Raw genomic sequence first — 21,746 nt, 5'->3', positions numbered from 1 at the left:
GCAAAAATGCCGTCTGAAGCCCTTTTTTCGGGTTCAGACGGCATTTTATTGCCGATTGCTTTTTAAAGTTTGACCGAATGCTCGCGCGTTTCGTGGAACACGATGTCCGGCCAGCGTTCTTGCGTGAGTCCCAGATTCACGCGGTTAGGGGCGAGGTAGGCGAGGTTGCCGCCCGCGTCGATGGCGAGGTTGCCTGCATTGGCTTTTTCAAATTCCGCCAGTTTTTTCTTGTCGTCGCACGATACCCAGCGCGCCGACCAGATGGATGCGCTGTCGAACACGGCTTCTACGCCGTATTCGTTGGCCAGCCGCGAGGTAACGACTTCAAATTGCAACACGCCGACCGCGCCCAAAATCAAATCCGCGCCGCTCATCGGTTTGAAAACCTGTACCGCGCCTTCTTCGCCGAGTTGTTGCAAACCTTTTTGCAGTTGCTTGATTTTCAGCGGGTTTTTGATGCGGACGCTGCGGAACAGTTCGGGCGCGAAGAATGGGATGCCGGTAAACGTCAGTTGTTCGCCTTCGGAGAAGCTGTCGCCGATTTGGATGTTGCCGTGGTTTGGGATACCGATAATGTCGCCGGCGTAGGCTTCTTCAACCAGCTCGCGGTCGTGGGACATGAAGGTTACCACGCTGGAGGCGGCGATTTCGCGGTTGATACGCAGGTGTTTCATCTTCATACCGCGCTCGAATCTGCCGGAGCAGACGCGCAAGAAGGCGATGCGGTCGCGGTGTTTCGGATCCATATTGGCTTGGATTTTAAAGATAAATCCGGAAAACTTAGCCTCGTCCGGCTCGACCATACGTACGGTCGCGTCGCGCGGTTTCGGCGCGGGCGCCCAGTCAATTAATGAATTGAGGATTTCCTGAATACCGAAGTTGTTAATCGCAGAGCCGAAGAATACGGGCGTGAGTTCGCCGGCGAGGAATTCGTCGAGATTAAACTCGTTGGAAGCCGCCTGCACCAATTCGATTTCGTCGCGCAACTGTTGGATTTCCAATGGAAAGCGTTGTTCCAATTCGGGATTGTCTATGCCTTTGATGATGTCGAACTCGTGCGGCAGGCGTTCGCCGCCCGCTTCAAAGAGATAGATTTCGTCGTTCAGGATGTGGTACACGCCTTTGAAGTTTTTGCCCATACCGATTGGCCAGGTGACGGGCGCGCAGCGGATTTGCAGGATGTTTTCCACTTCGTCCAGCAATTCCAGAGAATCGCGTACTTCTCGGTCGTATTTGTTCATGAACGTAACAATCGGCGTATCGCGCAGGCGGCAGACGTTTAAGAGCTTGATGGTTTGCGCTTCCACGCCTTTTGCCGCGTCGATGACCATCAACGCGCTGTCCACGGCGGTCAAAACGCGGTAGGTGTCTTCTGAGAAATCTTGGTGTCCCGGCGTGTCCAAGAGGTTGACGGTGTGGTCTTTATAGTCGAACTGCATCACGCTTGATGCCACGGAAATGCCGCGCTGCTTCTCGATGTCCATCCAGTCGGAAGTGGCGAATTTGCCGGTTTTTTTGCCTTTTACCGTACCCGCGCTTTGAATCGCACCTGAAAACAGCAAGAGTTTTTCAGTCAACGTGGTTTTACCTGCGTCAGGGTGGGAGATGATGGCAAACGTGCGGCGGCGGCGCACTTGGTCGAGGATTTCTTGGGACATGGTTTTCTTTGCAAAAAGGTTCAGGCCGCTTTTCAGACGGCCCGGACAGTGTTTGAGACGGCGAAATTGTACAAAAAAATGCCTGATAATTCAATGTTGGAGGCGGTCAGTGCGTGCTGCCGTAAATCTCTTTTTCGTCTTTCAGGACGGCATCGGCGGTTTCCCACGCGCTGCCACGCCAGACTTTGTAAAAGCAGCTTTCTCGCCCGGTGTGGCAGGCGATGCCGCCGTTTTGGGCGATGAGCATCACAATGGCGTCGCCGTCGCAGTCGAGGCGCAGTTCGCGGACTTTTTGCGTGTGTCCCGACTCTTCGCCCTTCATCCATTGTTTTTGGCGCGAACGGCTGTAATAGTGGGCAAAGCCGGTTTCGACGGTTTTTTGCAGGGCTTCGGCGTTCATCCACGCCACCATTAAAACACGTTTGGTTTCGGCATCTTGGGCGATGGCGCAAACCAAACCTTTTTCGTCAAATTTGACGGCTTCAAGCAGGTTTTTATCCATATTTTCTTTCAGACGGCATGGTCGGGGCGGTCAGAGGCGCACTTCGATGCCGGCTTCGCGCATAGCGCGTTTGGCTTCGCGGATGGCGATTTCCCCGAAATGGAAAACGCCGGCGGCAAGTACGGCATCGGCTTTGCCTTCGGTTATGCCTTCAATCAGGTGCCGGACATTGCCGACCCCGCCGGAGGCGATGACGGGGATGTCGACGGCTTCGGCAACGGCGCGGGTCAGCGGCAGGTTGAAACCCTGTTTCGTACCGTCCCTGTCCATACCGGTAAGCAGGATTTCGCCCGCGCCGCGTTTTTGCATTTCGATCGCCCATTCCACCGCATCCAAACCGGTCGGATTGCGCCCGCCGTGGGTAAAGATTTCCCAGCGTGTGTTTCCGGGGTTGACGGCTTTGGCATCGACGGCGGCGACGATGGCTTGCGAACCGAAAAATCCGGCGGCTTCGTCAATCAGGTCGGGACGGGTAACGGCGGCGGTGTTGATGCTGACTTTGTCCGCGCCGGCATTGAGCAGGCGGCGGATGTCGGCAACGGTGCGTACGCCGCCGCCGACGGTCAGGGGGATGAAGACTTGTCCGGCAACCTCTTCGATGATGTGCAGGATGGTGTCGCGGTTGTCGGATGAGGCGGTGATGTCGAGGAAGGTCAATTCGTCCGCGCCTTCGCCGTTGTAGCGTTTGGCGGCTTCGACGGGGTCGCCCGCGTCGCGCAAACCGATGAAGTTCACGCCTTTGACGACGCGCCCGTCTTTTACGTCGAGACAGGGGATGATGCGTTTTGCCAGTGCCATAATCGGATGCCTTTAGTCGAGGGAATCTGCCAGTTGCTGCGCTTGGGCAAAATCGATGCTGCCCTCGTAAATCGCGCGGCCGGTAATCGCGCCTGCTACGCCATGTTTTTCGGCGGCACACAGGGCGCGGATGTCGTCCAAGCCGGTCAGTCCGCCGGAGGCGATGACGGGAATGCGGACGGCTTGGGCGAGTTTGACCGTCGCGTCGATGTTCACGCCGCTCATCATACCGTCGCGCCCGATGTCGGTGTAGATGATGCTGTTGACGCCGTCGTCTTCAAAGCGTTTTGCCAAATCAATTACATGATGCCCGGTTACGGTTGCCCAGCCGTCGATGGCGGCCATACCGTCTTTGGCATCCAGCCCGACAATAATCCTGCTGGGGAAGGCTTTGCACGCCTCGCGCACGAAGTCGGGGTTTTTGACCGCCGCCGTGCCGATAATCACGTCGTTCAGACCCAAATCCAAATATTGTCCGATGGTTTTCAAATCGCGTATGCCGCCGCCGAGCTGTACGGGGATGTCTTTGGCGACGGCGGCAAGGATGTCTTTGATGGCGGGCAAATTTTGCGGCACGCCGGCAAACGCGCCGTTCAAATCCACCAGATGCAGGCGGCGCGCGCCTTGTTCAAACCAGTGCAGCGCGGTGTCGGCGGGCGAATCGGAAAAGACGGTCGCCTCTTCCATCAGCCCTTGTTTCAGGCGGACGCAGCGTCCTTCTTTCAAATCGATGGCGGGTATCAGCAGCATAGTTTTTCTCCTTGTGCGGGGCCGTGTCCGGCTTACCAGTTTAAAAAGTTTTTCAACATCGTCAGCCCGGCATCGTGGCTTTTTTCGGTGTGAAATTGCGTGGCGAATACGTTGTCTTTGCCGACGATGCAGGCAAACGGGGACGGGTAGTCGCTTTCGCCCAATATGGTTTCGGGATTTTCGGGGTCGAAATAGTAGCTGTGGACGAAGTAAAAACGCGTGTCTTGGGGAATATCTTTAAACAGCGGGTGGTTTTGGGTTTGGCGCACGGTGTTCCAGCCCATATGCGGGACTTTCAGACGGCATCCCTGCCGGTCGCGGAGGTCGCGCTCAAAGCGTCTGACTTTGCCGCCGAACCAGCCCAAGCCGTCGGTGTTTCCTTCTTCGCTGTGGTCGAATAAAAGTTGCGCGCCGACGCAGATTCCGAAAAAGGGTTTGTTTTTTAAGGCATCTTTGACTGCCTCGTCCAAGCCGCCGCGCGTCAGTGCCGCAATACAGTCGGGCATCGCGCCCTGCCCGGGAAAAATGACTTTGTCGGCGCGGGACACGCGTTCGGGGTCGCCGCTTAAAAAGATTTCGGTATTTTTTCCGGCAAGCTGCCCCGCCGTCCGGACGGATTTCAATACGGAATGCAGGTTGCCCATACCGTAATCGATAATGGCGATTTGCATGGCTTCCTCCTCTTTTTTTGCAATATGGCTGCGATTTTAACAAACAAATGTGCCGTGCTGATAAAAATGCCGTCTGAAAACGGGAGTCTGTCTTCAGACGGCATAGGGTTTAAACCCGGAAAGCCGTTTGTCAGCCTTCCATTTGTTTTGCCTGAACGGCAGTTAGGGCGATGGTGAACACGATGTCTTCCACCAGCGCGCCGCGCGACAGGTCGTTGACCGGTTTGCGCAGGCCTTGCAGCAGCGGGCCGACGCTTAAGACGTTGGCACTGCGTTGGACGGCTTTATAGGTGCAGTTGCCGGTGTTCAGGTCGGGGAAGACCAAAACGGTTGCCTGTCCTGCCACCGGGCTGCCCGGAGCTTTGGATTTGCCCACACCCGGCACGGTTGCCGCATCATATTGCAGCGGGCCGTCGATGGCGAGGTCGGGGCGTTTTTCCCGGGCAAGTTTGGTTGCTTCGATGACGATATCGACATCGGGGCCGCTGCCGGAGTTGACGGTGGAGTAGGAAATCATCGCCACTTTCGGGTCGATGCCGAAGGCTTTTGCGGAATCGGCAGACTGGATGGCGATGTCGGCAAGCTGTTGCGCGGTCGGGTTCGGATTAACCGCGCAGTCGCCGAAGACGAGGACTTGGTTGGGCAGCAGCATAAAGAATACGCTGGACACGAGGCTTGCGCCCGGTGCGGTTTTAATCAGTTGCAAAGCGGGGCGGATGGTGTTGGCGGTGGTGTGAACCGCACCGGATACCAAACCGTCCACATCATTTTGCGCCATCATCATCGTACCGAGTACCACGGTGTCTTGCAGTTGCTTGCGCGCGTCTTCGGGTGTCAGGCCTTTGGATTTGCGCAGTTCGCACATCGGTCCGACGTATTGTTCGACCAATGAGGCGGGATCGATGATTTCCAAAGAGTCGGGCAGGCTGATACCGCGTTCTTTGGCAACGGCTTCGACTTCTTCGCGTTTGGCAAGCAGGACGCAGCGGGCAATGCCTTTTTCGTGGCAGATGGCGGCGGCTTGGACGGTGCGGGGTTCTGCGCCTTCAGGCAGGACGATGCGTTTGTCGGCTTGGCGGGCGAAGTCGATCAGGTTGTAGCGGAATTGCGCCGGCGACAGGCGTTTTGCTTCGCGGCCTGCCAATACGGATACGTCTTTCAGCGCGTCGCTCGAACCGAAGAAGGTCAGGCCGGTTTTTTCGGCTGCCGCTTCGGCAACGGAGGCTGCCGCGCCGTCCACGACAAAACCTTCCAATACGCCCGGCGCGGCGGCGAAGAACTGTTTGGCAAGGTTCACCCGATTTGCCAGTTCGTCGGCATCGGCGTTGTCGGAACGGACGGCGAAGACGGCTGCCGCGTCAAGGGACAATGCCAGTTCGACGTTTTTGCCTGCGAGGTAGATTTTGTCGGCATCGGGCGCGATGCCTTCGATGACGAGGTTGGCGGCATCGAGTGCGGCAACTTTGCCGACCAGTGCGTCGAACCAGTCGTCGCTTTTGCCTTGCGCGAGCAGGGTTTCGGCGGTTGCGTCAACGGCTTGGAAAATTTGTGCGTCCAGTGCTTTTGCAAAGGCTTGTGCGGCGGCGGAGGCGTCCAGTCCGGCAGATACGGGTACGATGAGTACTTTTGCCATGATATATCCTTTCGTATGCTGCGGTGTGCGGCATATGTGGTTGGAAGGGGCGGCATATAGGCAGAAACGGCTGCCTGCGTGCCGTGCGTGCCGTGTTTGGCTTGAGGCGCGCAGGTTGAATATAGCAAACAAATTCTGTTTCCAACAAGATAAATATCCGCAGGCTTGTGGATGCTGCCGCCTTTCAGAGGGTATTTCCGGGGAAGAACAGGGCGGGACCGTCCAAATGGAGGACGGCGGAAATGCCGTCTGACAGGGTGGGGGCGGAAGGGAGGTTGAGCGTGAGGACGGTTTGTCCGACCCGGAGACTGATTTCGGTATGCCGCGCTTTGGGCGTGGTTTTGAGAACCACGGCGTGAATGGAGGCGGTGGGTGCGGAATGGGGGTGAAGGCTGAACTGTTCCGGACGGATGAGCAGTGTGCCGCGTGTGCCTGCGGGTGCGCCGCTTTGAACGGGCAGGCGGCCCAATCCGCAATCGGCGGTGCCGTCGGCGTTGAGCGCGGCGGGGAACACGATGCCTTCGCCGATAAACAGGGCGGCATCAAGGTCGGCAGGTTGTCGGTACAATTCGTGAGGGCTTGCAGTTTGGAGGATGCGCCCCTGTTTCATCACGGCAATCCGGTCGGCGTATTGCAGGGCTTCTTCGCGGTCGTGGCTGACGAAAACGGCAGATTTGCCGTTGGCGCGCAGGGCGGCAATCATGTCTTCGCGAATCTGGCGGCGCAACTGTTCGTCCAGCGCGCTGAAGGGTTCGTCCAACAAAATCAGTTCGGGATCGGGTGCGAGGGCGCGGGCGAGGGCGACGCGCTGTTGCTGTCCGCCCGAAAGTTCGTGCGGATAGCGTCCGGCAAGTTCGGAAATGCCGGTCAATTCCAACATAGCTTCGATGCGCTGCCGCTCTTGCGCCGTCTTGCCTTTGCCGTTGCCCAGCCCGTAGGCGGTGTTGCGGTAAACGGTCAGGTGGGGGAACAGCACACCTTCCTGTACGACATAACCCAAACGGCGTTCGCGGACGGGGAGGTTGGTATTTTTCGAGAAGATGGTTCTGCCGGAAAGCGAAATTTCGCCAAAATCGGGTTGTTCAAAACCGGCAAGGCAGCGTAAAAGGGTGGTTTTGCCGCAGCCGGACGCGCCGACGATAAAGAGGATTTCGCCCGGGTCGAGGCTGAGCGAAATGTCGTTTAAAACCGGGGTGTTTTGAAAACTTTTGGACAGGTGTCCGATGTGCAGGGCGGCGGTCATGGCGGTACTTCCTCAAGCTGTTATTTGAAGGCGTATTTCTTCAGCAGGAATACGGGGATGCCGGAAAATAATACCAGCATCAGCGCGTAAGGGGTGGCGGCGGCGTATTGTGCGTCCGATGTGTATTCCCAAACGGCGGTGGAGAGTGTGTGGACATCGTCGGTGGTCAGCAGCAGGGTGGCGGTCAGCTCTTTCATCAGTTTGAGGAAGACGAGTGCGAATGCGGCGGTAATGCCGGGCAGGATGGACGGCAGTACCAACGTCCTGAAAATAAAGAAGTGTCCGCGCCCCAATGTTGCGCCGACCTGTTCCATCCCTTTGGGGAGTTGTTCCAAGGAAGTCCTCAGGGTGGTTTGCGCCATCGGCAGGTAAAGCATGAAATAGGCAAGGATGACGACGATAAAGGTTTGGTAAACGGCAGGGGTGTAGTTGATGCTGAAATAAACCAAGGATAGGGCGATAACCAAACCGGGGACGGCGTGCAGTAAAAACGGCAGCCTGTCTATCCAAACGGTTAAAAAATTGCGATAGCGAACCGATGCCCAAACAAGGGGCAAGGCACATAATATAGTCAAAATCGCACCTAAAGCCGATACGCTTAAGGAACGGATAAAGGCATCAAATACGGATACGAGCGCGAATGTGCCGGAAGTGCCGACCATCATCCAATGTATCAATACGCCAAAGGGGATAATAATGCCCAAAGTCAACAAGCTGCTTAAAAAAACAATCGCGCCAATCTGACCGGGCAGTTTGAGGGTTTTGACGGGATAAGGACGGGCAACGCCTTTGCCGCTGTGGTAAATCTTGGCTTTGCCGCGAAATATGCTTTCTCCAAATACGACGATGCCGCACACCGCCATTAAAACAGCGGAAAGCAGGGCGGCGGTATTGTTGTTGTAGGACATTTCGTATTCTTGGAAAATGGCGGTGGTAAAAGTGGGGTAGTTCAAAATAGATACCGCGCCAAATTCGACCAGCATATGCAGGGCAATCAGTAACACGCTGCTGCCGATGGCGGGTTTGAGCTGGGGGAGGATGGCGGAAAAAAAGGTTTGCAGGCGGCTTTTGCCCAAGGACAGGCTGACTTCTTCGTAAGACAGGCTGATGCGTTTGAGTGCCGCCTCGACGGGCAGGTAGGCGAGCGGGAACGAGGACAGGCTCATAATCATCACTGTCCCCCAAAAGCCTTCGACACGGAAGGTCAGGCTGATCCAGGTGAAACAGCTGACAAATGCGGGGATGCACAAAGGCAGGGTGATTGCCGTCTGAAAAAAGGTTTTGCCGAAGAAGCGGTAACGTTGGAACAAAAGGGCGCAGGCAATGCCCAAAACAATGGAAATCAGGGTAACGCCCGCCATCATCGTCAAGGTGTTGGAGAGCAAATCCCACATACGCGGGCGGAACAACAGTTCGACGGCGCGGTTGATGCCGACCTGCCACGAACGCATAGCGACATATAAAAAAGGCAGGGTAAGCGGTAGGGCAATCAGTAGGATGAGGCCGGTAAGCCAAATGGGTATTTTTTTAGGAGACATAGTGTTTTTTATCGGCAAAACGGGCGGACAGTATAAATGTCCACCCGTTTGACAATCCGAAAACGGCTTATTTCATACCGGCTTGCTCAAGCAGCCGGGTGGCGTGTTCTTTTTCGGAAACAGTGGTGGCGGACACTTGGGGTGCTTCCAACTTGGCGATGGGTTCCAAATTGAAAGTGGATACCACGTGCGGATTCAAAGGATATTCGGCACGGACGGCGGTCAGGGCGCGCTGTCCTTCCTTGCTGGCGAGGAAGGCGACGAATTTTTTCGCCTCATCCTTGTTTTGGGAGGATTTTAACACGGCTGCGCCGGAATAGGTAACGAGTGCGCCGGGATCTCTGTGGCGGACGAAATTCAGGCGGGTGTGGACATTTTGTACGCCTTTTTCACGCGCAAAAGCGTGCCAGTAGTAGTTGTTGATGAGGGCGGCATCGATTTCGCCGTTTTCAACCGCTTGAAGGGCGACGGAGTTTTTAGCGTAAGGCTTGCCGTATTCTTTCAGACCTTTGAGCCATTTCAATGCGGCCGCTTCGCCTTTCAGTTTGACGATGGCGACAACCTGTTCCAAGAACGCGCCGGAAGTGGGGGCGTAACCGATGCGGTTTTTCCATTTCGGCGTGGCGTAATTCAGGACGGATTTTTCCAAATCTTTTTCAGACAGTTTGCGGGTGTCGTAAACGACGACGCGCGAACGTCCGCTCAGTGCCACCCAGTCTTTTTTGGCGGCAACCGGCACGCCCTTGCCGCGTGTTTCGTTGATGGTGGAGGCGGGCAGGGGCTCTAGGAGGTTGGCTGCGGAAAGGGTGGCGAGTGCCGGGATTTGTTCGGAATAGAATACGTCGGCGGGGCTTCGGCTGCCTTCTTCTTTGATTTGACCGGCAAGCTGGTCGCCTTTGGCGCTGTTGAGTTTGACTTTGATGCCGGTAGCCCGGGTAAAGGCATCTGCAACGGCTTGTGCCGCTTCTTTGTGTTGGCCGTTGTACACGGTAATGTCTGCCAGCGCGGGGGTTGCGGCGGTCAGGGCTGCGGCAAGCAGTGCGTATCGGATAGATGTTTTCATATCGATTTTCTCCTAATGAATGAGAGTGTACACCTTGTTAAGACATAACGGGGTGTAGTGTATTCCTTCTTCTTTATAAATGCAAATAATTATTTTTTAAATTTGTTATTATCCGATCCGGTTATTGTTTGTTCTGACTTGTATTTTTTCCGTGCATCGCGCCCGTAAGGCGGAAGCGGCGGGCAATGCGTGGCGGAATGTGGGTAAAGGCGGCATTTTGATTTGTCGGAATGCTTGAGAACCCCTCTCTTTAAAACAGCGTCTGAACAGGGTTGCCGGAATAGTATTGCCATCCCGGCAGATACAGTTTGTCGGGGTCTTGCCAATATTGTTCATCCAGACTGTTCGGCAGTGAGGCGGTTTTGTTGTCGAGATGTTTTGTTATATCCCACATTTCTTTCAGGTTTTTACCTTCCGATTGGAGGTGGCGGATTTCTTTTCTCAATGCGTCTGCCGCCCGATGGATCAGCATTGCGCTGTGTATCGCGCCGATTTTTTTCAGAACGGAACAAGTCTTTTCGGCGGCGGGAAAACCCCAATTGCAGACAAATTGCAGTATGCCGCCGTTACCGATATCGGCTTCTGTCCGCCAAATCAAAACCAGCTCCTGTTCCCGCCCGTCCATGCTTTCGAGTTTGCCGTCATGCTGTTCAAAAAGTTTGTCCACCGCCTGCCACATCATCTGTTCGAAGCGGTCGGCTTGGGTATCCGTATCGGTCATCGTGTTCTTGCCTTTTAAAAATGCCGTCTGAACATTTCTTCAGACGGCATCGGGGGTTAAGCTGACATTTCCCGCCAGCGTTTGACTTGGAAACGGACTTGTTCAGGCGCGGTACCGCCCAAGTGGTTGCGCGCGTTTAAGCTGCCTTCGGGTGTCAGCACGCCGTAAACGTCGTCGGCAATCAAATCGCTGAAACCTTGTAAGACTTCGAGCGGCAGTTCGCTCAAATCGACGCCAGCTTCATCGGCGTGGCGCACGGCTTGGGCGACGACTTCGTGGGCATCGCGGAAGGGCATACCTTTTTTAACCAGATAATCCGCCAAGTCGGTGGCGGTGGCAAAACCCTGCATCACGGCGGCGCGCATATTGTCGGGTTTGACGGTTACGCCGCGCATCATATCGGCGTAAATCCGCAGCGTGTCGATGAGCGTGTCGGCGGTGTCAAACAAAGGTTCTTTGTCTTCCTGATTGTCTTTGTTGTACGCCAAGGGCTGGGATTTCATCAGGGTAATCAGGCCGATAAGGTGTCCGATGACGCGTCCGGATTTGCCGCGCACGAGTTCGGGCACGTCGGGATTTTTCTTCTGCGGCATGATGGACGAACCTGTGCAGAAACGGTCGGCGATGTCGATAAAGCCGAAACGCGGACTCATCCACAAAATCAATTCTTCGGACAGGCGGCTCAGGTGAACCATAATCAGCGAGGCGGCGGCGGTGAACTCGACGGCAAAATCGCGGTCGGATACGGCATCGAGCGAGTTTTGGCAGATTTGCTCGAAACCCAGTAATTCGGCGGTAATTTCGCGCCGAATCGGGTAGGTCGTACCGGCAAGGGCGGCTGCGCCGAGCGGCATACGGTTGACGCGGCGGCGGCAGTCCGCCATCCGTTCGTTATCGCGGCCGAGCATTTCGACGTAGGCGAGCATATGGTGTCCGAAGCTGACGGGCTGGGCGACTTGCAGGTGGGTAAAGCCAGGCATAACGGTTTCGGCGTTTTGTTCCGCCAAATCCAGCAATGCCGTCTGAAGGTTTTGAATCAGGTTTTGAATAACGGTAATCTGGTCGCGCAGCCACAGGCGGATGTCGGTGGCGACTTGGTCGTTGCGGCTGCGGCCGGTGTGCAGGCGTTTGCCCGCGTCGCCGATTTTGTCGGTCAGGCGGCGTTCGATGTTCATGTGGACATCTTCCAAATCGGACGACCATTCGATTTTGCCGCTGCGGATTTCTTCGAGGATTTCCGCCATGCCCTGACGGATGTCCGCCAAATCGCCTTCGTCCAACACGCCGGTTTCTTTCAACATTTGCGCGTGTGCCAGCGAGCCTTGGATGTCCCATTCGGCAAGCCGTCGGTCGAAACCGATGGAGGCGGTGTATTGTTTGACGAGTTCGGAAACGGGTTCGTTGAAACGTCCGGACCAGGTTTTGTCGTGCATAAGGATTCCTTGATGGGGTTATTCGGTACGGTATTTTTCCAAAAGGCGGCGGAAGGGTTCGCCGGTTTCGGGGTGTTTCAGGCCGTAGGCGACGGTGGCTTCGAGGTGGCCCAGTTTGCTGCCGCAGTCGTAGCGCGTGCCTTCAAAGGGGTGCGCCAGGACAAATTCGTGATCGAGCAGCTTGGCGATGCCGTCTGTAAGCTGGATTTCGTTGCCCGCGCCGCGCGGAAGATTGGTTAAGAGGTCGAAAATGCGCGGGGTAAGGATGTAGCGTCCGACGACGGCAAGGTTGGAGGGCGCGTCTTCGGGCTTGGGTTTTTCGACAATGCCGGTAATGCGTTGGAACTGTTTGAGCTGTTCGGTTTCGACGATGCCGTATGAGCCGGTTTGCGATGGTTCGACGGTTTCTACGCCCAAAATGCTGTTGCCGCTGCGCCCGTACACTTCGACCATTTGTTTGAGCGCGCCTTTGGGGGCATCAATCAGGTCGTCGGCAAGGATAACGGCAAAGGGTTCGTCTCCGATGGCGGCGCGGGCGCACAAGACGGCGTGTCCCAAGCCCAGTGCTTCCGCCTGACGGATGTAGAGGCAGGTAATGTTCGGCGGCAGGATGTTGCGGACGTGTTCCAACAATTTGTCTTTATGGCGCATTTCCAACTCGGTTTCGAGTTCGTATGCCTTGTCGAAATGGTCTTCGATGCTGCGTTTGTTGCGTCCGGTTACAAACACCATTTCCGTGCAGCCGGCTTCCACGGCTTCTTCTACGGCGTATTGGATCAGCGGCTTGTCGACGATGGGCAGCATTTCTTTCGGGCTTGCCTTGGTGGCGGGCAGGAAGCGTGTTCCGATCCCTGCGACGGGGAAGACGGCTTTTTTTATCGGTTTCATTCTTTTTCCTTTGTATTGTTTTGATGTTTAAAGGGCGAGTTTGTGAATTAAATCGGCGAGTGCCTGTGCGCGGTGGCTTTCGCGGTTTTTGACCTCCGAATCCAATTCGGCGGCGGTTTTACCGTGTCCGGGCAGATAAAAATACGGGTCGTAACCGAAACCGTTTTCACCGGCGGGAACGCCGTTCCATTGTCCGTGCCATACGCCTTCGGCAATAATCGGACGCGGGTCGTCTTTATGGCGGACAAAAACCAATACGCAGACGTAGCAACAGCTTTTGTCGGCTTTGCCGACAAGTTCGGCGGCAAGTTTCAGGTTGTTGGCGGTATCGGATTTGGGATTGTCGCCCGCGTAACGTGCGGAATGGATGCCCGGCGCGCCGTTTAGGGCGGCGGCACAGATGCCGCTGTCGTCGGCAAGCGCGGGCAGCCCGCTGTATTCGGCGGCATGGCGTGCTTTTGCCAGCGCGTTTTCGACAAAGGTGGGATAGGGTTCGGGGCATTCGGGTATGCCGAATGCGGATTGCGGCAATACGGTGATGCTGTAAGGTTTGAATAAGTTGCCGAATTCTTCGAGCTTGCCGGCATTGCCGCTTGCCAAAACGATTTTTTCCGGTTTTTCAGACATAGCGGTTTTCCTTTGCGGCGGATTGGGCGGCGCGTAGGGATTTGTGCCGCAGGTAGAGGGCGAGGCTGCCGATTTGTCCGAACAGTGCGCCGAATGCGAAAAAAAAGGAGGCGACGGCGAAGGCTTTGCTGCCGACGGTCAGCAGATAAGCACCCAAGAGGACGAGCAGCATAAATGCCAGTGTGAAGAGGGCAACAGACAACAGATAGATTTTTCGGCGGTTCATGGCGTTCGGTCGGAAACGGTATGTTCGGATTATAGCCGATTGGGACGGTATTCCCTAGAGCTTGGAAAAATGCCGTCTGAAGCGGCGTTCAGACGGCAGGGAGAGCGTTATGCCTGTTTGTTCCAACGTTCGATGGATTCTTTGATGACTTTTTTCGCTTCTTCCGCATCGCCCCACGATTCGACTTTGGTCGTACCTGCTTTTTTCAGGTCTTTGTAGTGGTTGAAGTGGAACTCGATTTGTTTGATGAGCTGTTGCGGCAAATCGGACAAAGTTTTGTAGGCGTTGCCGTTGTTGCGGTCGTCGGCAGGAACGCAGACGATTTTGTCGTCTACTTCGCCGTCGTCAACGAATTTCATCACGCCGATAACGCGCGCTTCCAAGAATACGCCGGTTGCCAAAGGTTGTTCGGTAACGAGCAGCACGTCCAATTCGTCGCCGTCTTCGTCCAAAGTTTGGGGAATGAAGCCGTAGTTGGTCGGTTTGGCGAAGATGGCGGGTTCGACGCGGTCGAGTTGGAATGCGGCCAGTTTGCGGTTCCACTCGATTTTGTGGTTGCTGCCGGCGGGGATTTCGTTGACGACGTTGATGATGCCGCCGTCCACATCGCCGGGGGTCAGGATTTGGTTGAAGTCTGCCATTTGGTTTCCTTTGTTTGGGAAAGTTTGAAGTTTGAAAGTATAGCACAAACGTCCGGCTGGAAATGCGCCCGATGCCTCTGAAAGGGTGTACGGGCGCGTGTTACCGTTTGCCCAAAAACCTGCCCAGTTCCAAAATCGCGCGCCTGTTGGACGGGGAAAATACTTTTTCCGCTGCTTCTTCCATATCGAACCAACCGTAGGAGACGTGTTCTTCGGGTTGCAGGGCGATGGGCGTATCGCGCGGGATTTCGGCAGAGAAGAGGTGTTCGCGGTTTTCAAACACGCCTTTTGGATAGCGGTGCCGCCAGTGGTGGTAGATTTCGTAAACCGTGCTGTCGTGCCAGTCTTGAAGCTGCCCGTCCGCCAGCAGGATGCCGGTTTCTTCCCAAACTTCGCGCCTTGCCGTTTGGGCGACGGTTTCGCCCGGTTCGAGGCTGCCGGTTACCGACTGCCAAAATCCTTTCGGATGCGTGCGTTCGATGAGCAGGATGCCGCCGTCCCCGCTATAAAGGACGACCAGTGCGGAAACGGGGTATTTGAGCGGTTTTGCCATCGGCATCTTTCGGCGGGCTGCGGTAATGAAGGGGCGGATTATAGCAAACGCGCACGTTATGGCGTTTATCCTTTTCCGTATCCTTTTTTCTGCACGGATGGGACGCGCCGGTGTTTGCCGGTAAATTTTCCGTTGTGTCAAAAAGATAAGGGCGGTTGTGATTTTAATGCTTGCCAAAGCGTCGGGCGGAAACTATAATCCGAAACTTATCGAGTCGGAGTGTGGCGCAGTCTGGTAGCGCACTTGCATGGGGTGCAAGGGGTCGAAGGTTCGAATCCTTTCACTCCGACCAAAAATTCCGAAAGCCGCTTTCAAAAGCGGCTTTTTTGCCGTCCGTATGATTATGATGTAGAGTACGCGGCGACAGACATTCAAATGCCGTCTGAAAACCGTTCAGATGGCATCTCTTTATCTTAGTTTCATTCCGTACCATCTTAAGGAACATCAAATTGGGCATTTCCCGCAAAATATCCCTTATTCTGTCCATACTGGCAGTGTGCCTGCCGATGCATGCACACGCCTCAGATTTGGCAAACGATTCTTTTATCCGGCAGGTTCTCGACCGTCAGCATTTCGAACCCGACGGGAAATACCACCTATTCGGCAGCAGGGGGGAACTTGCCGAGCGCAGCGGTCATATCGGATTGGGAAAAATACAAAGCCATCAGTTGGGCAACCTGTTCATCCAGCAGGCGGCCATTAAAGGAAATATCGGCTACATTGTCCGCTTTTCCGATCACGGGCACGAAGTCCATTCCCCCTTCGACAACCATGCCTCACATTCCGATTCTGATGAAGCCGGTAGTCCCGTTGACGGATTCAGCCTTTACCGCATCCATTGGGACGGATACGAACACCATCCCGCCGACGGCTACGACGGGCCACAGGGCGGCGGCTATCCCGCTCCCAAAGGCGCGAGGGATATATACAGCTACGACATAAAAGGCGTTGCCCAAAATATCCGCCTCAACCTGACCGACAACCGCAGCACCGGACAACGGCTTGCCGACCGTTTCCACAATGCCGGCGCTATGCTGACGCAAGGAGTAGGCGACGGATTCAAACGCGCCACCCGATACAGCCCCGAGCTGGACAGATCGGGCAATGCCGCCGAAGCCTTCAACGGCACTGCAGATATCGTCAAAAACATCATCGGCGCGGCAGGAGAAATTGTCGGCGCAGGCGATGCCGTGCAGGGTATAAGCGAAGGCTCAAACATTGCTGTCATGCACGGCTTGGGTCTGCTTTCCACCGAAAACAAGATGGCGCGCATCAACGATTTGGCAGATATGGCGCAACTCAAAGACTATGCCGCAGCAGCCATCCGCGATTGGGCAGTCCAAAACCCCAATGCCGCACAAGGCATAGAAGCCGTCAGCAATATCTTTACGGCAGTCATCCCCGTCAAAGGGATTGGAGCTGTTCGGGGAAAATACGGCTTGGGCGGCATCACGGCACATCCTGTCAAGCGGTCGCAGATGGGCGCGATCGCATTGCCGAAAGGGAAATCCGCCGTCAGCAACAATTTTGCCGATGCGGCATACGCCAAATACCCGTCCCCTTACCATTCCCGAAATATCCGTTCAAACTTGGAGCAGCGTTACGGCAAAGAAAACATCACCTCCTCAACCGTGCCGCCGTCAAACGGCAAAAATGTCAAACTGGCAGACCAACGCCACCCGAAGACAGGCGTACCGTTTGACGGTAAAGGGTTTCCGAATTTTGAGAAGCACGTGAAATATGATACGAAGCTCGATATTCAAGAATTATCGGGGGGCGGTATACCTAAGGCTAAGCCTGTGTTTGATGCGAAACCGAGATGGGAGGTTGATAGGAAGCTTAATAAATTGACAACTCGTGAGCAGGTGGAGAAAAATGTTCAGGAAATAAGGAACGGTAATATAAACAGTAACTTTAGCCAACATGCTCAACTAGAGAGGGAAATTAAAAAATTAAGAACTTCAGAAGGAAAGGCAAATTCTGCATCAGCAGCTTTATTGACACTTGATTTGAAGACAGCTCAAGCTGCCAATCAAGTTGTTGAAAGTTTGAGAAGTACAGGTAATCTTCCTTCTAATTATATTACTAAATCTCAGGCGATAAGTATGGGATGGCGTCCAGGAAAAGCCTTGGGTAATACAATAAAAAATGGACAATTAGGGGGAGATATTTTTGCAAATTCTACAAATATTTTACCTGCTAAACAGGGTAGGATATGGTATGAAGCGGACATTGGCTTAATAAATACCATGTCAAGATCGAACCAGGCTGGTACTAGATTATTATATTCTAACGATGGATTGCTATATATAACAACTGATCATTATATCTCTGCAATACAAATTGGAACTTGGAAATAGGAGTATAACTTATGCAATTAGAGATTATCGGTAGTAAAATTTATACGGAACAAGATTTTCATAATCAAATTTCAAAAATATTTTCTATACAAGATTATTATGGGAACAATCTTGATGCTTTATGGGATTTATTAAGCACAAATGTAGAACGACCGATTACTTTGGTATGGAAAGATGCTATGTTCTCAAAAAATCAATTAGAAAATATATTTATTGAAATCGTAAATGTTCTAGAAAGAGTTAAGAAACAAGATGAGGATTATGGATTCGAAGAAAAATTTAATTATATTTTAGAGTAAGTAAACCCTAATTACATTACGTACACAGGCTTAAAACTCCCCAGAGCCAATTAAGCAAGCCGTAACCCATATAAAACTTAAACTCAACAAGTAGCATGTGTGCGGAACGTACGCATGCGGTTCTTAAAGTTTGAGCTAAGAGGCCGTCTAAAAACAGAAAAACCGTTTCAGACGGTCTTTGTTTAACGCCACCGATCCAGCGGGTTACAAAGCGCAGTCAATGCCGCTGCGCCTTATGCCTCCGAAGCAATAGGCAGAACATTTGGACACGGTGAAAACAAAAACGAAACCGCCCAAGCCGTCGGACATTTCCTTTTAGGAGCAGCTATTGCCCGCGTCAACGGTGGTAATTTTGCTGCCGGCGGCTCGGCAGCAGTTGCAGCTGAAAAGGCGGCGGAACATCTTGCCCAACAGTATAACGACGGTAAAACCGCAATCGATCCGCAAACAGGCGAGTTCAATGCCAACCTGCTGCCGGAACATATCAAAGAGGAAATCAAATCAAAGAGCGGGGTGATTGCATCGCTGACGGGCGCGGCCGTGGGCGGCACGCCGGTAGATGCGCAAACCGGAGGTGCGGTCGGACAGAATGCGGTGGAAAACAACCTCTATCTGACATCGGAAGCCTTAAAGAAGGACAAGCAGACAGCTCGTAAAATTTATTCCGTCATAAAAGAGCAAGTCAAGCATGAATGCAGTTCCACAGGAAGAATTACCGAATGTCGTCAAAATATAGGACGCATTATCGAATTTACCCAAGACAAACGCTTTGACAGTAGGTTTAAGGACTTAAAAAAAGAATCCTTATATTACCTAAATAAACATCCTGATTTAGTAGCCTCTTATTTGAAGGCTGAATACGAAAAGCTGGATAGGGAAGACAAAAGTATCCTGCACCGCTACATCTCACCCGGGGCTGAAATCGTTTCGGGCAGTTTGGGGGTTGTTCTTTCAGGAGTAGCCGGAGGCGGATCTTGTGCCGAGACTTTCGGCTTAGGCTGTGCCGCCGCTTTGGTTGGTGTAACGTCTTCCTACGATCATGTCATTACTGGGACGAAAAACTTCGGAAAAAAAGCCAGCGAGCAACGACCGACGATTGCGGTTCAGGCCTTGAAGCAGTTGGGGCTGTCGGAGCAGGCTGCGGAATATGTTCAGTTCTCTATAGATTTGTTCAGTGTGGGTAAATCGGGGGGCGGTATACCTAAGGCTAAGCCTGTGTTTGATGCGAAACCGAGATGGGAGGTTGATAGGAAGCTTAATAAATTGACAACTCGTGAGCAGGTGGAGAAAAATGTTCAGGAAACGAGAAGAAGGAGTCAGAGTAGTCAGTTTAAAGCCCATGCGCAACGAGAATGGGAAAATAAAACAGGGTTAGATTTTAATCATTTTATAGGTGGTGATATCAATAAGAAAGGCACAGTAACAGGAGGGCATAGTCTAACCCGTGGTGATGTACGGGTGATACAACAAACCTCGGCACCTGATAAACATGGGGTTTATCAAGCGACAGTGGAAATTAAAAAGCCTGATGGAAGTTGGGAGGTGAAAACGAAAAAAGGTGGGAAAGTGATGACCAAGCACACCATGTTCCCAAAAGATTGGGATGAGGCTAGAATTAGGGCTGAAGTTACTTCGGCTTGGGAAAGTAGAATAATGCTTAAGGATAATAAATGGCAGGGTACAAGTAAATCGGGTATTAAAATAGAAGGATTTACCGAACCTAATAGAACAGCATATCCCATTTATGAATAGTAATATTTATGAAAAATTAGGAGATTAATGATGAAAAGAATTAAGTGCTTTTGTGATAAATTTCCATCAGGAGATACATTTAGAATGTGTATCATTCTGGATGACTATGATAATAGGGTTGATTATTATGTAGGAATATATGATTACATTACGTCTACCTTAATGAGCGATATTTACTATCGATCCACGATTGATGAGCATTTCAAGATTATAGAATTAATAGAAAATAATCCAAATGAAATTTATGATGATGGCGGTGGTCAACAATTTTGCCTAGAATTTCATCATGATAAGGTCATTTTTTATCACAATGAATTTGATGAAGAAGATGGTTATCCAGTATTAAGCTGTTCGCTGCATACTTTTAAAACTGCTTTAATTGCTTGGAATGCTTTTTTGCAATTGCCTAAAAGTATTCATTCGGTGGTGGAGACTGTGATTGAGGAATAAGCATAATTAGCTTAATGAATAGAATCAGCGATATAGAAAGGTAGAATCAGATATATCCCACCTAAAAATTACTCTCCTTCAGCACCGCTACCAAAAGGACCTAATAATGGATATAGTGCCGGGAATTTAAGCAAAAAAGTCCTGACTTTAGTTTACATAAACGGCAAACTCAAATTCGGGCCAAGCAGTCTGCCGTCTTCGGCATTGAAAGCACCTGTTCCCATTGTCGGCAAGGCTGAGGCTCCGCCCGGAAAAGCTGTGCCTGTCGGCGAAGCCCGCATTCCTTCAAATCCAAAAGCGGTAAAAGGAACAACCGTTACCCTGTCGCAGGAACAACGCCTAGCCAACGGAGAGCTGATACCGAAAGGCTCTGTGGTAACGTGGTCGGACAATGCGGTGAAGGTTGTGCGGCCTGATGGGAAAAAGCGGAGATTTAATAGTCGGGATTGGGAACAGAAGGCATTGCCGAAACCGCAACTACCGAAAGATTACAGAGATGACATCAACATAGGTGGAAATAATCCTAGATTTAATCAGCAACGGCATGAAAAAATCGAATCCCACAACCCAAACAGAATAGAGGAGATACGCCAACGTAATGCCGTTTCTTCTGCAGAAAGGCAGGCTGATGCATTAAAAAGGATGCAAACGTCTGGCCGCACCCGCCTGCCTGGGCAGCCACAAAAAGGAAAACCCGGCGCTGCTAGAGAAATGTCCTCTTCAGACAATCCGAATCAAACAGCCGAGGCTTTTGCACGTCGATATTTAGGCAGGAAACCTACACTAATGGAACGAGTCGAAGGTGAAAAATTATACGGAGGTAAATGTGTGGGCTGTTGGAAAGCGCAAATGCCGGACGGAACCTTTGTGGTGTATAGGCCAGCAGGTAATGCTTCTATGACCAAGGGAACTACTGCGTCTGTTGATATTAATAACCCAACATTAAATAACTTAAATATTAATTTAAAAGGCAAGCCAACAGAGTTAAAATTTAAATTCCCTGCTAGATAAGGATGTTTTAATGAATTTAGAGACAGCAGAAAATATTCAATGCGAATTTGAGTATTTAGCATTAGATGGTTATTTTCCAATGCATTTTGCATCGCATGGTCAAGGAAACAAAGATTGGCAATTTGCAGTTGAATTCATATATAGATTATTAATATGTCAATTAGCAACTCTTGAACCTATCAACTTTGAAACGAAAAATGATATTTTAGACTTTTGCCATAATTTAGCAAAACAAAGTCCTTTTAATAATGATAATGAGGTGTGGTATAAGGGGGAAATTGTATTAACAAAAAAAGGGATAGATTTAATAAAGGAATATATTCCAGAGGCGTTTGAAGAGTGGAATGGAAAGAAATTTGAATTAAACATTCCTTTCATTAAAATATTAAAAAATATATTTGTTAATTATGAGGTAGCATGGGATGAGAATAATCCACTATTCCCCATTATATCTTTAAACCTCGGCACCTGATAAACATGGGGTTTATCAAGCGACAGTGGAAATTAAAAAGCCTGATGGAAGTTGGGAAATGAAAAAAGGAAGGGGCGGAAAACCTATGACAAATCATTCTATGTTCCCAAAAGATTGGGATGAGGCTAGAATTAGGGCTGAAGTTACTTCGGCTTGGGAGAAAAGAAAGGAATTAGAAGGTCAAAAATGGAGAGGTACAAGTAAATCTGGTGTTGAAATAGAAGGATTTACGGAACCTAATCGAACAGCTTATCCACTTTATAATAGTAAATGAAGTATTGATTAAAAAGGTGTTTTTAAATGTATAAAATAAAATGTTTTTATGATCAGTTTAGTTCTGGTGAATTATTTAACTACTGCCAGTTTTTAGATAATTCTTCTAATCAAAAGATAAATACACGAGGAACGGTGTATCAATATATTATTTATGTTTTAACAGGAGACCTTTATCTACAAA

General features: G+C 51.8%; 20 protein-coding genes, 1 tRNA gene and 4 pseudogenes. 9 read left to right on the top strand and 16 right to left on the bottom strand.

The window, feature by feature from the left end; genetic code table 11:
• Positions 1 to 62 precede the first annotated feature (62 nt).
• From HMPREF2959_RS04090 to nudB, 16 genes are all read right to left on the bottom strand, one after another.
• Positions 63 to 1,658 (bottom strand): peptide chain release factor 3, encoded by a 1,596-nt coding sequence (locus HMPREF2959_RS04090; protein WP_002243630.1) that lies wholly within the window; start codon positions 1,656 to 1,658, stop codon positions 63 to 65.
• A gap of 106 nt (positions 1,659 to 1,764) precedes the next feature.
• Entirely contained in the window at positions 1,765 to 2,160 is a 396-nt protein-coding gene (gene hisI / locus HMPREF2959_RS04085) for a phosphoribosyl-AMP cyclohydrolase (RefSeq protein WP_002214257.1), read from the bottom strand.
• Between the two features lie 30 nt (positions 2,161 to 2,190).
• Positions 2,191 to 2,958 carry an imidazole glycerol phosphate synthase subunit HisF gene (gene hisF, locus HMPREF2959_RS04080; RefSeq protein ID WP_002232169.1) on the bottom strand — a complete coding sequence of 256 codons (768 nt, stop codon included), beginning with the start codon at positions 2,956 to 2,958 and terminating at the stop codon, positions 2,191 to 2,193.
• A 12-nt stretch (positions 2,959 to 2,970) separates the two neighbouring features.
• Positions 2,971 to 3,708 (bottom strand): 1-(5-phosphoribosyl)-5-[(5-phosphoribosylamino)methylideneamino]imidazole-4-carboxamide isomerase, encoded by a 738-nt coding sequence (hisA, locus tag HMPREF2959_RS04075; protein ID WP_002243631.1) that lies wholly within the window; start codon positions 3,706 to 3,708, stop codon positions 2,971 to 2,973.
• A gap of 32 nt (positions 3,709 to 3,740) precedes the next feature.
• Positions 3,741 to 4,379 (bottom strand): imidazole glycerol phosphate synthase subunit HisH, encoded by a 639-nt coding sequence (gene hisH, locus HMPREF2959_RS04070; protein ID WP_002243632.1) that lies wholly within the window; start codon positions 4,377 to 4,379, stop codon positions 3,741 to 3,743.
• A 130-nt stretch (positions 4,380 to 4,509) separates the two neighbouring features.
• A complete protein-coding gene (pta, locus tag HMPREF2959_RS04065; RefSeq protein ID WP_002236791.1) occupies positions 4,510 to 6,012 on the bottom strand; it encodes a phosphate acetyltransferase in 1,503 nt (500 codons plus the stop codon).
• Positions 6,013 to 6,196: 184 nt separating this feature from the next.
• Positions 6,197 to 7,255, bottom strand: a complete 1,059-nt coding sequence (gene fbpC, locus HMPREF2959_RS04060) for a heme ABC transporter ATP-binding protein FbpC (RefSeq protein WP_002219640.1) — start codon at positions 7,253 to 7,255, stop codon at positions 6,197 to 6,199.
• A gap of 20 nt (positions 7,256 to 7,275) precedes the next feature.
• A complete protein-coding gene (gene fbpB, locus HMPREF2959_RS04055; protein ID WP_002214251.1) occupies positions 7,276 to 8,793 on the bottom strand; it encodes a heme ABC transporter permease FbpB in 1,518 nt (505 codons plus the stop codon).
• Positions 8,794 to 8,860: 67 nt separating this feature from the next.
• Complete coding sequence (gene fbpA / locus HMPREF2959_RS04050; protein ID WP_002214250.1) at positions 8,861 to 9,856, bottom strand: heme ABC transporter substrate-binding protein FbpA; 996 nt, start codon at positions 9,854 to 9,856, stop codon at positions 8,861 to 8,863.
• Between the two features lie 250 nt (positions 9,857 to 10,106).
• On the bottom strand, positions 10,107 to 10,577 hold the full coding sequence (locus tag HMPREF2959_RS04045; RefSeq protein WP_002219638.1) for a DMP19 family protein: 471 nt from the start codon (positions 10,575 to 10,577) through the stop codon (positions 10,107 to 10,109).
• Between the two features lie 56 nt (positions 10,578 to 10,633).
• Positions 10,634 to 12,010, bottom strand: a complete 1,377-nt coding sequence (gene argH / locus HMPREF2959_RS04040) for an argininosuccinate lyase (RefSeq protein WP_070696423.1) — start codon at positions 12,008 to 12,010, stop codon at positions 10,634 to 10,636.
• An 18-nt stretch (positions 12,011 to 12,028) separates the two neighbouring features.
• Complete coding sequence (galU, locus tag HMPREF2959_RS04035; protein ID WP_070696420.1) at positions 12,029 to 12,898, bottom strand: UTP--glucose-1-phosphate uridylyltransferase GalU; 870 nt, start codon at positions 12,896 to 12,898, stop codon at positions 12,029 to 12,031.
• 27 nt (positions 12,899 to 12,925) lie between these two features.
• Complete coding sequence (rdgB, locus tag HMPREF2959_RS04030) at positions 12,926 to 13,525, bottom strand: RdgB/HAM1 family non-canonical purine NTP pyrophosphatase (protein ID WP_070696417.1); 600 nt, start codon at positions 13,523 to 13,525, stop codon at positions 12,926 to 12,928.
• The gene (locus HMPREF2959_RS04025) at positions 13,518 to 13,751 is read right to left on the bottom strand and encodes an NGO_0222 family membrane protein (protein ID WP_002248493.1); all 234 of its coding nucleotides are present in this window, start codon (positions 13,749 to 13,751) and stop codon (positions 13,518 to 13,520) included. The genes rdgB and HMPREF2959_RS04025 overlap by 8 nt, the downstream gene beginning before the upstream one ends.
• 107 nt (positions 13,752 to 13,858) lie before the next feature.
• A complete protein-coding gene (locus HMPREF2959_RS04020; protein WP_002219633.1) occupies positions 13,859 to 14,392 on the bottom strand; it encodes an inorganic diphosphatase in 534 nt (177 codons plus the stop codon).
• Between the two features lie 100 nt (positions 14,393 to 14,492).
• On the bottom strand, positions 14,493 to 14,951 hold the full coding sequence (nudB, locus tag HMPREF2959_RS04015; RefSeq protein ID WP_002242404.1) for a dihydroneopterin triphosphate diphosphatase: 459 nt from the start codon (positions 14,949 to 14,951) through the stop codon (positions 14,493 to 14,495).
• A 209-nt stretch (positions 14,952 to 15,160) separates the two neighbouring features.
• Here nudB and HMPREF2959_RS04010 point away from each other — a divergent pair.
• From HMPREF2959_RS04010 to mafI, 9 genes and pseudogenes are all read left to right on the top strand, one after another.
• A tRNA-Pro gene (locus HMPREF2959_RS04010) sits at positions 15,161 to 15,237 on the top strand.
• A 157-nt stretch (positions 15,238 to 15,394) separates the two neighbouring features.
• Positions 15,395 to 17,305 (top strand): MafB family polymorphic toxin, encoded by a 1,911-nt coding sequence (locus tag HMPREF2959_RS04005; protein WP_002242429.1) that lies wholly within the window; start codon positions 15,395 to 15,397, stop codon positions 17,303 to 17,305.
• Between the two features lie 11 nt (positions 17,306 to 17,316).
• A complete protein-coding gene (locus HMPREF2959_RS04000) occupies positions 17,317 to 17,604 on the top strand; it encodes a barstar family protein (RefSeq protein WP_002217738.1) in 288 nt (95 codons plus the stop codon).
• Positions 17,605 to 17,808: 204 nt separating this feature from the next.
• Positions 17,809 to 19,356: pseudogene (locus HMPREF2959_RS13475) on the top strand (EndoU domain-containing protein); the annotation flags it as partial.
• Positions 19,357 to 19,386: 30 nt separating this feature from the next.
• Positions 19,387 to 19,806 carry a hypothetical protein gene (locus HMPREF2959_RS03990; RefSeq protein WP_002232153.1) on the top strand — a complete coding sequence of 140 codons (420 nt, stop codon included), beginning with the start codon at positions 19,387 to 19,389 and terminating at the stop codon, positions 19,804 to 19,806.
• A 36-nt stretch (positions 19,807 to 19,842) separates the two neighbouring features.
• Positions 19,843 to 20,817: pseudogene (gene mafB, locus HMPREF2959_RS03985) on the top strand (polymorphic toxin MafB class 2); the annotation flags it as partial.
• A 10-nt stretch (positions 20,818 to 20,827) separates the two neighbouring features.
• On the top strand, positions 20,828 to 21,289 hold the full coding sequence (locus tag HMPREF2959_RS03980) for a hypothetical protein (RefSeq protein WP_002242402.1): 462 nt from the start codon (positions 20,828 to 20,830) through the stop codon (positions 21,287 to 21,289).
• Positions 21,276 to 21,563, top strand: a pseudogene (locus HMPREF2959_RS10860) (EndoU domain-containing protein); the annotation flags it as partial. The gene HMPREF2959_RS03980 and the pseudogene HMPREF2959_RS10860, both read left to right, overlap by 14 nt.
• Positions 21,564 to 21,589: 26 nt before the next feature.
• Positions 21,590 to 21,746 (top strand): annotated as a pseudogene (gene mafI / locus HMPREF2959_RS13415) (protein MafI); the annotation flags it as partial.

It is taken from the genome of Neisseria sp. HMSC070F02, from assembly GCF_001814225.1.
GTDB classification, from domain to species: Bacteria; Pseudomonadota; Gammaproteobacteria; order Burkholderiales; family Neisseriaceae; genus Neisseria; species Neisseria meningitidis.
Note: the sequence above shows the minus strand (reverse complement) of the source record. Positions and strands in the feature narration are given on the sequence as shown.

Bases quoted from the DNA above. Each gene is read 5' to 3' on its own strand.
- HMPREF2959_RS04090 (WP_002243630.1), bottom strand. From the start codon at position 1,658: ATGTCCCAAGAAATCCTCGACCAAGTGCGCCGCCGCCGCACGTTTGCC.
- hisI (WP_002214257.1), bottom strand. From the start codon at position 2,160: ATGGATAAAAACCTGCTTGAAGCCGTCAAATTTGACGAAAAAGGTTTG.
- hisF (WP_002232169.1), bottom strand. From the start codon at position 2,958: ATGGCACTGGCAAAACGCATCATCCCCTGTCTCGACGTAAAAGACGGG.
- hisA (WP_002243631.1), bottom strand. From the start codon at position 3,708: ATGCTGCTGATACCCGCCATCGATTTGAAAGAAGGACGCTGCGTCCGC.
- hisH (WP_002243632.1), bottom strand. From the start codon at position 4,379: ATGCAAATCGCCATTATCGATTACGGTATGGGCAACCTGCATTCCGTA.
- pta (WP_002236791.1), bottom strand. From the start codon at position 6,012: ATGGCAAAAGTACTCATCGTACCCGTATCTGCCGGACTGGACGCCTCC.
- fbpC (WP_002219640.1), bottom strand. From the start codon at position 7,255: ATGACCGCCGCCCTGCACATCGGACACCTGTCCAAAAGTTTTCAAAAC.
- fbpB (WP_002214251.1), bottom strand. From the start codon at position 8,793: ATGTCTCCTAAAAAAATACCCATTTGGCTTACCGGCCTCATCCTACTG.
- fbpA (WP_002214250.1), bottom strand. From the start codon at position 9,856: ATGAAAACATCTATCCGATACGCACTGCTTGCCGCAGCCCTGACCGCC.
- HMPREF2959_RS04045 (WP_002219638.1), bottom strand. From the start codon at position 10,577: ATGACCGATACGGATACCCAAGCCGACCGCTTCGAACAGATGATGTGG.
- argH (WP_070696423.1), bottom strand. From the start codon at position 12,010: ATGCACGACAAAACCTGGTCCGGACGTTTCAACGAACCCGTTTCCGAA.
- galU (WP_070696420.1), bottom strand. From the start codon at position 12,898: ATGAAACCGATAAAAAAAGCCGTCTTCCCCGTCGCAGGGATCGGAACA.
- rdgB (WP_070696417.1), bottom strand. From the start codon at position 13,525: ATGTCTGAAAAACCGGAAAAAATCGTTTTGGCAAGCGGCAATGCCGGC.
- HMPREF2959_RS04025 (WP_002248493.1), bottom strand. From the start codon at position 13,751: ATGAACCGCCGAAAAATCTATCTGTTGTCTGTTGCCCTCTTCACACTG.
- HMPREF2959_RS04020 (WP_002219633.1), bottom strand. From the start codon at position 14,392: ATGGCAGACTTCAACCAAATCCTGACCCCCGGCGATGTGGACGGCGGC.
- nudB (WP_002242404.1), bottom strand. From the start codon at position 14,951: ATGCCGATGGCAAAACCGCTCAAATACCCCGTTTCCGCACTGGTCGTC.
- HMPREF2959_RS04000 (WP_002217738.1), top strand. From the start codon at position 17,317: ATGCAATTAGAGATTATCGGTAGTAAAATTTATACGGAACAAGATTTT.
- HMPREF2959_RS03990 (WP_002232153.1), top strand. From the start codon at position 19,387: ATGAAAAGAATTAAGTGCTTTTGTGATAAATTTCCATCAGGAGATACA.
- HMPREF2959_RS03980 (WP_002242402.1), top strand. From the start codon at position 20,828: ATGAATTTAGAGACAGCAGAAAATATTCAATGCGAATTTGAGTATTTA.